The 14,133-nt window shown below is 63.3% G+C and carries 15 protein-coding genes and 1 pseudogene; 11 read left to right on the top strand and 5 right to left on the bottom strand.

Going from position 1 to position 14,133, the window contains the following annotated elements; genetic code table 11:
• The 6 genes from HF916_RS13155 to HF916_RS13130 all read left to right on the top strand — a co-directional run bounded on the left by HF916_RS13155 (nucleotide 1) and on the right by HF916_RS13130 (nucleotide 7,622).
• The gene (locus HF916_RS13155) at nucleotides 1-1,734 is read left to right on the top strand and encodes a tannase/feruloyl esterase family alpha/beta hydrolase (protein ID WP_168789388.1); all 1,734 of its coding nucleotides are present in this window, start codon (nucleotides 1-3) and stop codon (nucleotides 1,732-1,734) included.
• 358 nt (nucleotides 1,735-2,092) lie between these two features.
• Complete coding sequence (locus HF916_RS13150; protein WP_168789387.1) at nucleotides 2,093-3,568, top strand: ATPase domain-containing protein; 1,476 nt, start codon at nucleotides 2,093-2,095, stop codon at nucleotides 3,566-3,568.
• A gap of 6 nt (nucleotides 3,569-3,574) precedes the next feature.
• The gene (locus HF916_RS13145; RefSeq protein ID WP_168789386.1) at nucleotides 3,575-3,925 is read left to right on the top strand and encodes a response regulator; all 351 of its coding nucleotides are present in this window, start codon (nucleotides 3,575-3,577) and stop codon (nucleotides 3,923-3,925) included.
• Between the two features lie 198 nt (nucleotides 3,926-4,123).
• Entirely contained in the window at nucleotides 4,124-5,557 is a 1,434-nt protein-coding gene (locus tag HF916_RS13140; RefSeq protein ID WP_168789385.1) for an MFS transporter, read from the top strand.
• Nucleotides 5,558-5,595: 38 nt separating this feature from the next.
• The gene (locus HF916_RS13135) at nucleotides 5,596-6,795 is read left to right on the top strand and encodes a CaiB/BaiF CoA transferase family protein (RefSeq protein ID WP_168789384.1); all 1,200 of its coding nucleotides are present in this window, start codon (nucleotides 5,596-5,598) and stop codon (nucleotides 6,793-6,795) included.
• Nucleotides 6,796-6,797: 2 nt separating this feature from the next.
• Entirely contained in the window at nucleotides 6,798-7,622 is an 825-nt protein-coding gene (locus tag HF916_RS13130) for a citryl-CoA lyase (protein WP_168789383.1), read from the top strand.
• 29 nt (nucleotides 7,623-7,651) lie between these two features.
• Here HF916_RS13130 and HF916_RS13125 read toward each other — a convergent pair whose 3' ends face one another.
• Nucleotides 7,652-8,416, bottom strand: coding sequence for an IclR family transcriptional regulator (locus tag HF916_RS13125; RefSeq protein WP_168789382.1), 765 nt, complete (start codon nucleotides 8,414-8,416; stop codon nucleotides 7,652-7,654).
• A gap of 280 nt (nucleotides 8,417-8,696) precedes the next feature.
• On the opposite strand from HF916_RS13125, the gene tehA reads away from it, so the two are divergent.
• Complete coding sequence (gene tehA, locus HF916_RS13120) at nucleotides 8,697-9,713, top strand: dicarboxylate transporter/tellurite-resistance protein TehA (RefSeq protein WP_168789381.1); 1,017 nt, start codon at nucleotides 8,697-8,699, stop codon at nucleotides 9,711-9,713.
• Nucleotides 9,714-9,781: 68 nt separating this feature from the next.
• Here the strand turns inward: tehA and HF916_RS13115 are convergent, their stop codons facing one another.
• Nucleotides 9,782-10,246: a DUF4126 domain-containing protein gene (locus tag HF916_RS13115; protein ID WP_168789380.1), complete on the bottom strand. Its 465-nt coding sequence runs from the start codon at nucleotides 10,244-10,246 to the stop codon at nucleotides 9,782-9,784.
• 33 nt (nucleotides 10,247-10,279) lie between these two features.
• On the opposite strand from HF916_RS13115, the gene HF916_RS13110 reads away from it, so the two are divergent.
• Nucleotides 10,280-10,504 carry a hypothetical protein gene (locus HF916_RS13110; protein ID WP_168789379.1) on the top strand — a complete coding sequence of 75 codons (225 nt, stop codon included), beginning with the start codon at nucleotides 10,280-10,282 and terminating at the stop codon, nucleotides 10,502-10,504.
• On the opposite strand, the pseudogene HF916_RS13105 reads toward HF916_RS13110, so the two are convergent.
• Nucleotides 10,497-10,748, bottom strand: a pseudogene (locus tag HF916_RS13105) (serine hydrolase); the annotation flags it as partial. The gene HF916_RS13110 and the pseudogene HF916_RS13105 sit on opposite strands and share 8 nt — an antisense overlap.
• Nucleotides 10,749-10,876: 128 nt before the next feature.
• Here HF916_RS13105 and HF916_RS13100 point away from each other — a divergent pair.
• The gene (locus HF916_RS13100; protein WP_168789378.1) at nucleotides 10,877-11,755 is read left to right on the top strand and encodes a LysR family transcriptional regulator; all 879 of its coding nucleotides are present in this window, start codon (nucleotides 10,877-10,879) and stop codon (nucleotides 11,753-11,755) included.
• Here the strand turns inward: HF916_RS13100 and HF916_RS13095 are convergent.
• Nucleotides 11,752-12,009, bottom strand: a complete 258-nt coding sequence (locus HF916_RS13095; RefSeq protein WP_168789377.1) for a hypothetical protein — start codon at nucleotides 12,007-12,009, stop codon at nucleotides 11,752-11,754. The genes HF916_RS13100 and HF916_RS13095 overlap by 4 nt on opposite strands.
• A gap of 81 nt (nucleotides 12,010-12,090) precedes the next feature.
• The gene (locus tag HF916_RS13090; RefSeq protein WP_168789376.1) at nucleotides 12,091-12,588 is read right to left on the bottom strand and encodes a lecithin retinol acyltransferase family protein; all 498 of its coding nucleotides are present in this window, start codon (nucleotides 12,586-12,588) and stop codon (nucleotides 12,091-12,093) included.
• Between the two features lie 471 nt (nucleotides 12,589-13,059).
• Here HF916_RS13090 and HF916_RS13085 point away from each other — a divergent pair, with 471 nt between their 5' ends.
• Together HF916_RS13085 and HF916_RS13080 are read left to right on the top strand one after the other, a co-directional pair.
• The gene (locus HF916_RS13085) at nucleotides 13,060-13,347 is read left to right on the top strand and encodes a hypothetical protein (protein ID WP_168789375.1); all 288 of its coding nucleotides are present in this window, start codon (nucleotides 13,060-13,062) and stop codon (nucleotides 13,345-13,347) included.
• A gap of 5 nt (nucleotides 13,348-13,352) precedes the next feature.
• Nucleotides 13,353-14,123, top strand: coding sequence for a PP2C family protein-serine/threonine phosphatase (locus tag HF916_RS13080; RefSeq protein WP_168789374.1), 771 nt, complete (start codon nucleotides 13,353-13,355; stop codon nucleotides 14,121-14,123).
• The last annotated feature ends 10 nt before the right edge of the window (nucleotides 14,124-14,133 follow it).

Genomic DNA, 14,133 nt, shown 5'->3' with positions numbered 1-14,133 from the left:
ATGAAGTGCACCTCTATCGCGCTTGCGTCGGCCGCAGCGCTCACACTCGCCGCGTGCGGCGGCAACGATCTCGGCAGCGCCGCCAACACCAGCGCCAACTCCTCCGCCTTGCCGCAACTGAGCGCGGCCACGCCCGGCACGCTCGCGGGGAATTGCGCGGCGCTCGCCGCGAAGCTCACTTTTGCCAACACCGTCTTCACCACCGTGACGGACGTCGCGGCCGGCACGCTTAAAGTGGCCGGCAAGCCGATCGCCGAACACTGCCTGATTCAAGGCAGCATGAATCAGCGGGTCAGCAGCGTCGACGGCAAGACCTATGCGATCGGCTTCGAAATGCGTCTGCCGATTGCATGGAATGGGCGTTTCTTCTATCAGGCCAACGGCGGACTCGACGGCAATGTGGTCACGGCCACCGGCGAGATCGGCGGCGGCGGTCCCACCAGCGACGCGCTCAACATGGGCTTCGCGGTCATCAGCTCCGATGCGGGGCACAGTTCGGCGCAAAATCCGCTGTTCGGTCTCGACCCGCAGGCGCGGATCGACTACGGCTACAACGCGGTCGCTACGCTCACGCCGATGGCCAAACAGGTCATCAAGCTCGCATACGGCAAAGCGCCGGACCGCAGCTACTTCGACGGCTGCTCCAACGGTGGACGTCATGCGCTGGTCGCGGCGGCACGCTCGTCGGCGGAATATGACGGCATCATTGCGGGCGATCCGGGCTTTCATCTGCCGAAGGCGGCCGTCGGTGAAATGTGGAGCGCGCAGCAGCTCGCGAAAGTGGCGACGGCGACGACCTCGAACGGCCTGCCCGATATCACGACCGGCTTCACTGCTGCGGAACGTCAAATGGTGGCGTCGAAAATACTGTCAAAGTGCGATGCGCTCGACGGTGCGACCGACGGCCTCATTCAGGATATCAAGGCATGCCAGGCAAATTTCAGCCTTGTCACCGATATCCCCACGTGCACGAACAACGTCCGCGACGGCACCTGTTTGACGAGCGCGCAGAAGGACGCCGTCGGCAACGTGTTCTCCGGCGCGCGCAACAGTGCCGGCACCGCCCTCTATGCAAGCTTTCCGTATGACGCCGGACTCGGCCCCGGCTGGTCGGCATGGAAGCAGGCCAACTCGATCACGCTCGATCCGGCCGCGGCGGCCTTTACATTCACCACGCTGCCGCAAAGCGCATCGGTGTTGAGCCAGTTGTCGGCGTACGCACTGAACTTCAGCATGGACACCGACGCGCCGAAGATCTTCGCCACCAGCGGCGCGTATAGCGAGTCGGCCTGGTCATTCATGACGCCGCCCGACGAAACCAATCTGAGCGCATTAAAGCAGCGCGGGGCGAAGCTGATGGTCTATCACGGCACGAGCGACCCGGTGTTTTCATCGAACGACACGACCGATTGGTATCAGCGGCTCACCACGGCCAACAGCGGCGACGCGTCTAACTTCGCGCGTCTTTACACGATTGCCGGCATGAACCACTGCAGCGGCGGCCCGAGCACCGATCAGTTCGACATGCTCACGCCGCTCGTCGCATGGGTCGAACAGGGCAAGGCGCCGGACAGCGTGGTCGCCACCGCGCGCGACGCCAGCAATGTCGTGCCGAACGCGGACGTGCCCGCCGGCTGGGGCGCGGGACGCACGCGGCCGCTGTGCCCGTATCCGAAAGTGGCGCGCTACCAGGGCGGCGACGTCAACGCCGCAAGTAGTTTCGCTTGTAGCTGAGTCAAGAGCGGGCATCGGCCCGCTTCGCTTTACCCGCCTCGCGGATGCAATGCACCGTCGTACTATCGCATGCGCGAGGCGCGGCCCCGTTCTTTCCTCTTCCTTGCATCGCGTTGAAAAGTTCGCCGCTATTCGGTGATCGCCAACGGTCCGCCCCCCACGCCTCGCACCGCACCGCACTGCCGAGATGCCGTTCGCCAAGCGCCTCGCCGCCAGGTAGAATCCCCTGCATCTCATGCCGACGCACAGCGTCGCCGCCCCGGAGCGGGAACGCGGATTGCTGGTAATAGTAGTTTGAGCAATGGACGGTTCCTGTGCGAGCCATCGCTTCTCCGCACTTTGAACGACACTTTCGACAATGACTAACCACGAATCTCAGACATCTTCCCGATCCAACGTGGAAACGGGTGTCCCCGGTCTCGACGAGATCCTGGGCGGAGGTCTGGTCCGCGGCGGCGTGTATCTGCTGGAAGGCATGGCCGGTGCCGGCAAGACAATCCTGTCGAGCCAGATTGGTTTTCATCGTGTAAGCCAGGGCGAGAAGGTGCTGTACATGACCTTGATCGCCGAATCGCACGACAAGCTGCTAGGTCATCTCAAGGGTCTAAGCTTCTTCGACGAGAAGGCGGTCTCCCAGCAGATGCTGTTCGTGTCGGGTTATCACGAACTGATGCAGGGCGGCCTCGACGGCTTCCTCAAGCTGATTGCCTCGAGCATCTACGATTACCGCCCGAGCCTGATGATCATCGACGGCTTTCGGAGCGCACGTGAATTCAGCGAAACCGAGCTGTCGCTGTCCAAGTTCATCCACGAATTGAATGCGCTGGTCGCGGCCATGGATTGCACGACCTTGCTGCTCGCGCCGCTCTCCGGCAATGAGCCGCATCCGGAACATACGCTCGTCGACGGCCTGATCGAACTGAACCGCTACAGCGACGGCATGCGACGCTCGCGCGAAATCGAAGTCCACAAGATGCGCGCGCGCAATCATCTGATGGGCAAGCATTTCTTCCGTATCGCCGAAAGCGGGCTCTTGATGTTCCCGCGCCTGGAAGCGCAATCTGCCGCGCAACCCGGTCCCGTGGATCTGAAAACGCGTCTCGGCTTCGGCCTGCCGCATCTCGACGGCCTGCTCGGCGGCGGCTTCGCGCAAGGCTCCACGACTACGCTGATCGGACCGTCGGGCGTCGGCAAGACGCTGCTCTGTCTGCAATTTCTCGCGGCCGGCGTCGCGCGAGGCGAGCGCTGCGTGTACCTCGGTTTTTACGAAGGACCGCAGCGGCTGATCGGCAAAGCCGAAGCCGTGTCGATCGGACTCACGGACGCGTATAAGGACGGCCGACTCGTGATTCAATGGCAACCCGCCATTGAATTGGCCATCGACGAAGTCGCGGCCACCGCGCTCGCCACCGTCGAGCGGATCGGTGCGTCGCGCATCGTCATCGACGGCGTGGAAGGGTTCCGCGATTCCGCGTTGCGTACCGAGCGCTTCGGCCTGTTCCTGAATGCGCTGTTGCACCAGCTTCGCGAAGCCTGCGTCTCCACGCTGCTGACCGAAGAACTGCCGCTTTACGCCGATCCCGGCCACGCGAAGAGCGTGCGCGTTTCAGCGCTGACGGAAAACCTCGTGCTGCTGCGTTACGCCGAAACCGAGGCGGGTCTGCGGCGCATGATTTCCGTGGTCAAGCAGCGTGAAAGCGCCCACGACACTTCTTTGCGCGAGCTTGTGATTTCGTCTCAAGGCCTCGATGTCATCGAAAACCCGGCGAGTGCTGCCAGCCTGCATGCGCCGGCCGGCCTGTCGGCCACGCTTCAGCCGAGACGAAATACCTAGCCGCCCATGAAAACCATTCTGGTCGTGGACGACGAGTTCGACATCCTGACAGTCTGGCGGCTGCTGCTGGAGCGGCACGGCTATACCGTCCTGACGGCGTCGAACGGGGCCGCCGCGCTCGAACAGATACGCAAGACCCGGCCTGACATCATCGTGTCGGACTGCATGATGCCGATCATGTCGGGGCTGCAATTGTGCGCGGCGCTGAACGCCGATCCTGATCTGCGCGTCATTCCGATCATTCTGTGCAGCGCGGCCGCGGATATCCCCGTGCAGCCGAATCCCCGCATCGAATACGCGCGTAAGCCGCTTTCATTCGATACGCTGCTGGCCATGCTTCAGCGCATGTCCGCGTAAAGCGTAGGAGCGCCTCATACGGCGGGCCGGCGCGCACGCCGCGCGAGCGCCTATCCGCAAGCGCCTTTCCCCCTCTCTAGGTAAAACCCCGGATTCCTGGCACCGGCCACACCGACTACTCTCGGCACATCCATTAAACAGAACGTCGTTCTATCTAACAGAACGACGCTGCCGAGAGACACCCGAAGGAGGAATTCCATGGCAAGCCTGCCGATCGACACGTCCGGCGCGTCGCCCCATTCAAGCGCCGGCGCGCAGGGGCTCACGCCCGGCGTCAACGCGCGCATAGACCGCCTGCCCGCGACGCGCGCGGTGTGGATGCTGGTGTTCCTCCTGTCGATCGGCGGCTGGTTCGAGTTTTACGATCTGTTCTTCACCGCGTACGTCGGCCCCGGTCTCGTCAAAAGCGGCGTCTACTCGACGACCACCGCGTCGTTCTTCGGCGTCTCCGGCCTTGGCGCATTCGTGGCGGCTTCGTTTGCCGGACTCTTCATCGGCACGTTCTTTCTGGCGGGGATGGCCGACCGCTACGGCCGCAAGACCGTGTTCACCGTGTCGCTGCTGTGGTACTCCGCCGCGACGCTCATCATGGCGCTGCAAAGCACGGCGCCCGCCATCAATCTGTGGCGCCTGATCGCCGGCATCGGCGTGGGCGTCGAACTGGTGACGATCGATACTTACGTCAGCGAACTCGTGCCTAAACATTTGCGCGGCCGAGCCTTTGCGTTTGTTCATCTGGTGCAGTACACGGCGGTGCCGTCGGTCGCGTTTCTCGCGTGGTGGCTGGTGCCGCTCACGCCATTCGGACTCGACGGCTGGCGCTGGGTCGTGATCATCGGCGCGTTGGGCGCGGTGGTGGTGTGGGCGATTCGCCGGCGTGTGCCGGAAAGCCCGCGCTGGCTCGCGCAACAGGGCCGCGCTGCCGAAGCCGAGCAGGTGCTGCAGGCGCTGGAAGCGAAAGTCGCCGCGCAATACGGCAAGCCGCTGCCGCCCGCCGTGCCGACCGTCGAACCGGCGACCACCAAGGCCGCCTTCCGCGAAATCTGGCAGCCGCCGTATCGCAAACGCGCGATCACGATGCTCGTCTTCAATCTGTTCCAGGCGATCGGTTTCTACGGCTTCGCCTCGTGGGTGCCGACACTGCTCGTCTCCAAAGGCGTGACCATTACGCACAGTCTGCTGTACTCGTTCGTGATCGCGGTTTCAAATCCGTTCGGACCGCTGATCGGCATGGCGATCGCGGACCGCATCGAACGGAAAACGTTGATCGTAGTGTCGGCGCTCGGCATTGCCGTGTTCGGCAGCCTGTTCGCGACGCAAACCTCGCCCGCCATGCTGATGACGCTCGGCGTGCTGATCACACTGAGCGGCACGCTGCTCTCGGTCGGCTATCACGCGTATCAGACCGAACTCTTCCCGACGCGCTTGCGGGCACGCGCCGTCGGCTTCGTCTATTCGATGTCGCGTCTGTCGGCCATGTTCTCCGGCTTCATGATCGCGTTCGCGCTGCGTCACTTTGGCGTGAGCGGCGTGTTCGCGTTGATCAGCGCGTCGATGGTGATGGTGATGGGCGCGATCGGCATCTTCGGGCCGCGGACCAACAATCTCAATCTCGACGAAATTTCGCATTGAACTGCATTGAATCGCATTTTGAACAAGAGGCTTTGAACATGACGCTGCCGTTGGCTGGAGTCCGCGTACTGGACTTATCGAATGTATTGGCCGGGCCGTTTTGCGCGTATCAACTCGCGTTGCTCGGCGCCGAAGTGATCAAGGTCGAGCATCCAGAAGGCGGCGATCTGGCACGCCGTCTGGGCGCCGACAAGGACGCGTCGGCACGCAATATGGGCACCTCGTTCGTCGCCGTGAACGCGGGCAAGCAGTCGGTCACGCTCAATCTGAAAGACCCGCGCGGCAAGGCGATTCTGCGCGACCTCGTCAAAACGGCGGACGTGCTGGTCGAAAATTTCCGGCCCGGCGTGATGACGCGGCTCGGACTCGATTTCGAGGCGCTGCGCGAGGTCAATCCCAAACTCGTGTATTGCGCGATCTCCGGCTTCGGCATGGACGGCGAGTTTTCGAAACGGCCTGCTTACGATCAGATCATTCAGGGCATTTCCGGCGTGATGAGCGTGACCGGCGATGCCGACAGCGCACCGTTGCGCGTCGGCTATCCGGTGTCGGACACGGTGGGCGGCCTCACCGCGGCGTTCGGCATCTGCGCTGCGTTGCTCGACGCGCGCGCCACGGGCCACGGCCGCATGCTCGACGTGTCGATGCTTGAAGCCACGCTCGCGACCATGGGTTGGGTCGTCTCGAACTTCCTGAACGCCGGCGTCACGCCGACGCCGATGGGCAACGAGAACTTCACCGCCGCGCCGTCCGGCACGTTCAAAACCGGCGACGGCCCACTCAACATTGCCGCCAACGAGAACAAACAGTTCGCGAGCTTGTGTCAGTTGATCGGCCGGGCCGATCTGCTCGACGATCCGCGTTTTTCCGAGCGCAACGCCCGCAAGCTGAATCGCGCGGCATTGAAAGCGGAGATCGAAACGGCCCTCGCGCACGATAGCGCCGCGAACTGGGAAGCCCGTTTCTTCGAAGCCGGCGTGCCGGCCGGCCGCGTGATGTCCGTGCCGGAGATTCTCGCGCATCCGCATCTGGAGTCGCGCAGGTTCATCCGCGAATTCGCCGCCGATGCCAACACGGACCGCCAGCGCGTGACCCGTGCCGGTTTTCGTCTGCATGATGCCGACACGGCGCCGAGCACACCCGCGCCGGTTCTCTCCGCTCACACGCGTGAACATCTCGTCGCGCTCGGTTACGACGACGCACACATCGACCAACTACGCGCCGAAGGAGTGGTCTGAACATGACGCAAGCATTCGACGCAGCGAAGCTCGCTGCCGACTATTGGAGCACCTCGATCATCGACATTCATCCGGGCTCGATCAACGTGCGCGGTTTCCCGATTCAGGAGTTGATCGGCAACATCAGCTTTCCGCAGATGATCTGGCTGATGCTGCGCGGCGAGTTGCCTGACGCAGACCAAGCGCGTTTGTTCGAAGCGGCGCTGGTGTCGTCGGTGGATCATGGCCCGCATGCGCCGTCGATCGCCATCTCGCGGATGGCGACGAGTTGCGGCTTGCCGCTGAACGGCGCGATGGCCTCGGCGATCAACGCATTGGACGACGTGCACGGTGGCGCGGGTCAGCAAGCGGTCGAACTGTACGACGCTATCGACGCGCGCATGCAAGCGGGCGCCACTCTGGAACACGCCGTCGAACAAGGTGTCGATGCGTTCATCGCGGCGCACGGTAAATATCTGCCCGGTTTCGGGCATCGCTTTCATCCGGTCGATCCGCGTGCGCCGCGCCTTCTCGCGCTGGTGGACGAGAATGTCCGCGCGGAGCGTATCAGCGGACGCTATGCCGCGATCGCGCGCGGCATCGAAGCGCTGCTCATGAGCCGCAAGAGCAAGCCCGTGCCGATGAATATCGACGGCGCCACCGCCGTAATCTACGCCGAACTCGGCTTTGCGCCCGAGCTGGCGCGCGGCGTGTTCTGCCTGTCGCGCGCGGTCGGCATTCTGTCGCATGCATGGGAGCAGCGCGGACGCAAAGAGCGCAACAAAGGTCCGATGCCGCGCCAGATGGCCTATACCTACACCGGCAAGCCCGAGCGGCACCTGCCTTGAGTCGCTTGCCTTGAGCCGCTTGCCCTGAACTACTTGTCCTGAACTTCGGCCGCGCGCCGCTGCGCGTTGCGCATGGCGCGCGAATCGCCGCCCAAGGCATCAGTGGCGCGCGCGGCGCAATCGAATAGCGCGCCGAGATTGCGTTCGAGAAAGGCTTGATCGATACGCGAGCTCGGACCCGCCAGCGTCAGCACGCCACGGAGGCTCTGCCGCACGCCGAATACCGGCATGGAAATACCCGCCGTCTCCCGATCGCGTTCGCCGATCGACACACAGTAGAAGTCCTCCCGAATCTTCTCGTACGGTACGCCCGGCATGCCGTCGAAGGCGAGCAATGCGTGGCCGCCCGAACCGCTTTCCAGCGGCAGCACGTCGCCTTCGCGCACGTGAAAACGCACCGCATGCTTCGAATCCACCCGATGCAAACACACCCGCACCGCTTCGTCGCGCACGTAAAACGACACGCTTTCGCTGCTGGTTTCCGCGAGTTCGCGCATGAGCGGCACAACAATATCGCCGAGGTTCAGGCTGCGTTGATACAACGCGCCCAGCATGAAGGTGGCGGAGCCGAGCTGATAGCGGCCGTCGTCGAGACGCAGCAGCAGACGGTGCTGGATCAACGAGCCCGCGAGCCGCAACAACGTGCTCTTGTAAAGCCCCGTGCGCGCCGCCAGTTCGGCGAGCGTGAGCGCGGCATCGTCCGGCCGGAAGGCGAACAGGATGGCGCAAGCACGATCGATGACGGCAACACCTTCGCTTTCCTTCGTGTTCGATTTGTCCGCAGGCGTTGGCATGGATGGCATGACTTCATAGGGAAGCGGAAATTTTACGCCAGGACGCCGGGCTGTCATACCCGCCACGGGCGCTTCGGCGCTGAATCTGCGCGGAATCCGGGGTATGAGCGGAAACCACGACGCAAACACTTGCCGCATGCGGCTCGCTGCATCTTGAGACGATCGCGCGATTTGTTGAGCGCACCCAGCATTCAGCGTTTGGCCGCCGCCTTTTAAAGTAGGTCATCGATTGCGTGGAACCGGAAGATCGGAGCGCGACGCAACTTTTGGAGAATCGATGATGAACAGCAATCGTGGGACGATTCCTGTTGCTTTCTTCGGAATCGCGGTGGGCGCGCTGGCGTTCGCCAATTTGTGGCGCGTGGCGATCAGGCTCTGGCACCTGCCCGCCGTGGTGGGCGATGTGATGACCGTGGCCGCGCTCGTCGTGTGGCTCGTGATTCTGGTGGCATACGGGCAAAAGTGGCTGACGCACGCCGACGAAGCCCGCACGGAAATGCAGCATCCGGTGCAATCGTCGTTCTCGGCGCTCGGCCCCGTATCGAGCCTGCTGGCCGCGCAGCTTCTGCAGCCTTACGCGCATACGTTGGCGCTCGCGCTGTTCGGCGTGGCCGTGGTCGCGCAACTGGCGCTCGGCATGTATTTGCACGGCCGGCTCTGGCAAGGCGGGCGCAAGCCTGAACTGGTGACGCCCGCCATTTATCTGCCGACCGTGGCGCCGAGCTTCGTGGCGGGCACAGCGGCGGCGGCCTTCGGTTTCCATCAGTTGGGCGGGCTGTTTTTCGGCGCGGGTTTGCTGTCGTGGCTCGCGATCGAATCGCTGATCCTGCACCGCGCCGCCGTGCATGAACCGCTGCCCGACGCATTGCGCCCAGTGCTCGGCATCCAGCTTGCACCGCCGGTGGTGGGTGGCGTGGCCTATCTGAGCCTGAGCAACGGCACGCCCGACTTGTTCGCTTTGGTGCTGCTCGGTTATGGCTTGTACCAGGCTCTGCTGCTCTTGCGTTTGCTGCCGTGGATTCGCCAACAGGCTTTTGTGCCGGCTTACTGGGCCTTCAGCTTCGGCGTGGCTGCCCTGCCGACGATGGCGCTTTGGATGGTCGAACGAGGCGCGACGGGTCCGGTTGAATACGCCGCGCCGGTTCTGTTCATCGCGGCGAATGTGATCATCGCGATTCTGGCGGTGAAGACGTTGGGCTTGCTGGTGCGCGGCAAACTGATTCCCGCCACTGCGGCTATGGGTGCCCTGCCCGCACCGCGGGCACCCGCCGGTTCACGTATCGCACGGGCCAGCTAGACTGCCCGAACTGCTTCAGCGAAATGAGGCGAGACGCGTCTCGTCTCGTCTCGTCTCGCTGAAGCGCATTAACGCAACGCCATCACGATCAACACCGCGCCGACGATCGCCACCGCATCTTCGATCAACGCGGCCGGCTGGTCCCGTCCAAACGCACGCGCCAGCGCGCCACGGACTCTCGCGCCGCCCAAAGTGCCGATCACGGCACCGATCAATCCCGCGATCAACCCGTTCCCCACTCCGCCATGCGCCGCGCCGATCGCCGCACCGCTCAACCCGCCGAGCACGAGACGCGCGCCGAATTGCATCGGCACGGTACGGCTAGGGGTTTTCGGCAGTTGATCGGTGATCAGTTCGACGATGGCCAGCACCGTGAAGATATACGGCGTGGCGGTGAAGCCGAGAAATGCCAGCGGCGTGTCTTGCAACGGCAACCAGCCCAGATATGCCGCCCAACTGACCGCGGCGGGCGCGGTCATCGCGCGGAGACCGGCCACGACGCCGATCAGCAATGCCAGGACATAGACAGACATAGGGGACTCCGAATCAAGGGCAACGATGCGTGGTTGGACAAGCCGACGGCTTACCTGGACGAACGTCGGCAGAAGGTGTCGAGCATTTCCATGGACAGTCAACTTCTCACCGCATCCATCGAGGCCGATCCGCAGTCGCCTCCTTTCGGTGTGGCCCTAGTGTCGCATACTTCGATCGGCGCATCGGCGGCGATGGCCGCGGGACGCAGCGGCCTTCATTGCGTCGCGTATGTGCCTGTCCGCGCCGGCATCAGATAGACGCCACCACCAGCGCGCCCACGTCCGCGATCGCCGCATTGCTGCGCGCCGCGTCGCCATCCGTTTCGGTCAGGTACACGGTCACCAGCACCGGACCGCGTCCGGGCGGCCACAGAATCGCCACGTCGTTGGCGGTGCCGTGATCGCCGGTGCCGGTCTTGTCGCCCACGCCCCAGTCCTTCGGCATCTTCGCGCGAATCCGTGCGCCGCCGGTCTCGTTGGCCGCGAGCCACGCCAGCAGTTGCGCCCGCGAACTTCCGTCTTGTGATCATCGCCGCTCCTTTGTGTGAAGCCGCAACTATCAGTTTTCCGCCGGTCGCTGACAAACGATGATAAGTTAGCCAACTCACAAGAAAATCTTATGCCTTCGCCATGAGACCGTACCTTCCGTTGAACGCGCTGCGCGCCTTCGAATCGTCCGCCCGGCATCTGAGCTTCACGCGCGCGGCACTCGAACTGAACGTCACCCAGGCCGCCGTCAGCCAGCAGGTCCGAACGTTGGAAGAGCGGCTTGGCACCCCGCTTTTCAAGCGCCTGCCGCGCGGCCTCGCCATGACCGACGAGGGCCTCGCGCTGCGTCCGGTGCTGACCGACGCATTCGATCGCATCGAAGCGGTGCTCAAACAATTCGAAGGCGGCCACTTTCACGAGGTGCTGACGGTCGGCGTGGTGGGTACCTTCGCGGTGGGCTGGCTGATGCCGCGCCTCAAGTCGTTTCGCGACGCGCATCCGTTCGTCGAACTGCGGCTGCTGACGAACAACAACCTGGTCGATCTCGCCACCGAAGGCCTCGACTTCGCGATCCGTTTCGGCGACGGCACGTGGCCCGGTTCGCTCGCGACCCGTCTGCTCGACGCGCCGCTTGCGCTGCTGTGCACGCCGGAGATCGCCGCGCGTCTGTCGAAGCCGGAGGATCTCGTCGACGAGACCTTGCTGCGCTCCTATCGCACCGACGACTGGATAAGCTGGTTCACCGCCGCGGGCATTCCGCCGCGGCCGATTCGCGGGCCGGTGTTCGATTCGTCGCGGCTGATGGTGGAAGCGGCGATGCAGGGTGCGGGTATCGCGCTCGCGCCCGCGCTGATGTTCGACCACGAGATCAATACAGGCAGGCTGGTGCGCCCGTTCGAAGTGGAGGTTCACGCCGGCAGTTACTGGCTGACATGGTTGAAGGGCAAACCCATGACGCCGGCGATGCTGCTGTTCAATCAGTGGATCATCAAGAAAGCGTCTGCACAGACAGAGAACTAGGCAGCTAGCAAAGCGCGGCGATGTCCGTTCATGGCGGGCCGTTCAGCTTGCGGCGGAAACACGTTCCACGAGCCGTCGTCGTGACGGAAGAAGAAGATCGACAGCAAGCCACCCGGGCGCAAGGCTTCCACGCACACATAGCGCTGATGTTGCGACGCACGGTGGCAGAACTGTACGACGCGAGCGGGCATCGACGGGGTCGGGGCGAGCCATTTGTCCACAGCCCAGTGCAAGGTCTTTTCTGCGGCAGCCATGATGTTCTCCTTGAATCCTTGAATGGTTGAATCACTAAAATGAGTCACCGAAATGAGTCACTGAAATTCGGTGTCGCTGGTTCACGCCAACTGAGCGGAACCGTGAGCGCCCTTCGCGCTGCTTTCCACAAAAGCCTTCACGAGGCACACCAGCGCATGCATGCCGGTACGCGGATGGCGCAGGCAGCAATGCACTTGTTCGCTACGGCTTTCGCCGAGCAGGCACCATGCGCAGAAGTGCTCGCAGTTGTTCGTGAGCAGGCGATAATGGTTTTCGCCGAGGCGGGAGCGTGCGCGGCTCACGGCTTCGTCGCCGACGTAGCGGGCGGACGGGGTAGAACGGATTGTCAGCGGATGGCCGGCCGCGAAGCGTTCCAGTTCCACTTCCTCAACCGGGCCGCGATGCGCTGAACCCGCAAAGCCCGAGTAATGAACCACGTGGCCATTGCCCACATAAATGCCGTGGTGTTCGTAACCGCGACGTTGCGTGACGAGATGCGCGCCGATCGGCAGGTCGATGGTGGACGCAGCGTCGCAGCGGTCTTCGCTGTTTTCGCTGCTGGTTTGGTTCGTGTTCATGGCTGTCTCGCTTCGATTTCCAACACTGTTGCGAGATCTTTTGCATCATCCGGGCCATGTGCGCGAAAGCCTTTATTTAAAGGGCTTCGCGAGAAACCACGATACTCCGGGGGCGACGAGTGTGTGTCGCGGGCCGACAGAAATCTGGTCGAAGTGTTGGCGAGCGGCGCTCATTTGCCGCTGCCGTGGATGGAGGAAGTGCGTAGATTGAAGAGGTACGGCGAGCGGCCGGAATGTGTTGGGTCGCGCACCGGTCCGCGTAGGGGTATGTTGGCTGCCCGCCGACCGATGAATTCATGCGCGCCCGTGCGCTGTATCCGCAAGCGCGCGCAATCGCCCGGCAATCAAGGCGTTACGACAAACCGCGCGAATCACTCGCGAATTGGCATAGCACTTGCACTATAACGGCCAGACACTTCTTAACCGCGCGTCACCGCGCGAGTTACACACGCGGCCAACCGGAGAAACGACATGGCTTCTATTACAGTAAGCGACCTCTCGCTGAACCTCGCGCTAGACCGTAAAGCGATGACGGCGATTCGCGGCGGCGGCGGCGCCCCGTGGGTGTACGGCTGGATTCAGCCTTATGTACGCGATACGCCGAGCATTGGACCCGTCGTGAACCTGTACGATGTGACCAACAACTTCTATGCTAACCAGATGATCAACACGTTCCAGTCGGTCGATGTCCGCAACACCGGCGCGAACTCGAACATCAGTGTCTCTCCCGACGCACGCAGCAGAAACGATACGGTGTAAACGTTGTGACCTGTGCGAGCCAATTTCGCTGGACGTCGTCCGCGCGTTCCGACGCCGGACGCGTCCGCGAAATCAACGAAGATTCCTGCCTCGACCAGTCCGCGCTCGGACGCTGGGCCGTCGCCGACGGCATGGGTGGACACGCGGTCGGCGATCTGGCGAGCCGTCTGGTGATCGACGCGCTCGGCCGGCTCACGCCGCCGATCAGCATGAAGTCCTTCGTCGCCGATGCGCGCGCGCGCCTGCAAACCGCCAATCGTCAATTGAGGGAAGAAGCCGCGCGCCGCCAGGTGCAGCGTATCGGCAGCACGGTCGTCGTGCTGCTCGCCTGCGATCGCTTCTGCGGCTACATATGGGCCGGCGACAGCCGCCTGTACCTGCTGCGCGAAGGCAGCCTGCGGCAACTCACGCGTGATCACAGTCAGGTGGAAGCGCTGAAGTCGCTCGGCGTGCTCACCGAGGAAGAGGCGCGGCATCATCCGGCGCAACACATGATCACGCGCGCCGTCGGCGCGACCGACGTGCTTGAACTCGACGACGATGCCATCGAGGTCACGGACGGCGACGTCTTCCTTCTCTGCAGCGACGGCCTGAGCAACGAAGTCAGCGAAGACGACATGCTCACTGTGCTAAGCAATGCGGCGGGCGCGAACGCGTCTGAAGAACTCGTCGACCTGGCGCTCGCGCGCGGCGGCCGCGACAACATCACCGCCGTTGTCGTGCGCGCTGAAGACCCTAATGCGTCAGACAAAACCCTTCTGAATCCGTCGCCCTGAGCCTACTGCT

This window comes from Paraburkholderia aromaticivorans (genome assembly GCF_012689525.1).
Taxonomy (GTDB): Bacteria; Pseudomonadota; Gammaproteobacteria; order Burkholderiales; family Burkholderiaceae; genus Paraburkholderia; species Paraburkholderia aromaticivorans_A.
This window is presented reverse-complemented; position numbering and strand designations above follow the sequence as displayed.

Excerpts from the sequence above, each read along its gene's own strand:
- HF916_RS13155 (WP_168789388.1), top strand. The coding sequence starts at position 1 with ATGAAGTGCACCTCTATCGCGCTTGCGTCGGCCGCAGCGCTCACACTC.
- HF916_RS13150 (WP_168789387.1), top strand. The coding sequence starts at position 2,093 with ATGACTAACCACGAATCTCAGACATCTTCCCGATCCAACGTGGAAACG.
- HF916_RS13145 (WP_168789386.1), top strand. The coding sequence starts at position 3,575 with ATGAAAACCATTCTGGTCGTGGACGACGAGTTCGACATCCTGACAGTC.
- HF916_RS13140 (WP_168789385.1), top strand. The coding sequence starts at position 4,124 with ATGGCAAGCCTGCCGATCGACACGTCCGGCGCGTCGCCCCATTCAAGC.
- HF916_RS13135 (WP_168789384.1), top strand. The coding sequence starts at position 5,596 with ATGACGCTGCCGTTGGCTGGAGTCCGCGTACTGGACTTATCGAATGTA.
- HF916_RS13130 (WP_168789383.1), top strand. The coding sequence starts at position 6,798 with ATGACGCAAGCATTCGACGCAGCGAAGCTCGCTGCCGACTATTGGAGC.
- HF916_RS13125 (WP_168789382.1), bottom strand. The coding sequence starts at position 8,416 with ATGCCAACGCCTGCGGACAAATCGAACACGAAGGAAAGCGAAGGTGTT.
- tehA (WP_168789381.1), top strand. The coding sequence starts at position 8,697 with ATGAACAGCAATCGTGGGACGATTCCTGTTGCTTTCTTCGGAATCGCG.
- HF916_RS13115 (WP_168789380.1), bottom strand. The coding sequence starts at position 10,246 with ATGTCTGTCTATGTCCTGGCATTGCTGATCGGCGTCGTGGCCGGTCTC.
- HF916_RS13100 (WP_168789378.1), top strand. The coding sequence starts at position 10,877 with ATGAGACCGTACCTTCCGTTGAACGCGCTGCGCGCCTTCGAATCGTCC.
- HF916_RS13095 (WP_168789377.1), bottom strand. The coding sequence starts at position 12,009 with ATGGCTGCCGCAGAAAAGACCTTGCACTGGGCTGTGGACAAATGGCTC.
- HF916_RS13090 (WP_168789376.1), bottom strand. The coding sequence starts at position 12,588 with ATGAACACGAACCAAACCAGCAGCGAAAACAGCGAAGACCGCTGCGAC.
- HF916_RS13085 (WP_168789375.1), top strand. The coding sequence starts at position 13,060 with ATGGCTTCTATTACAGTAAGCGACCTCTCGCTGAACCTCGCGCTAGAC.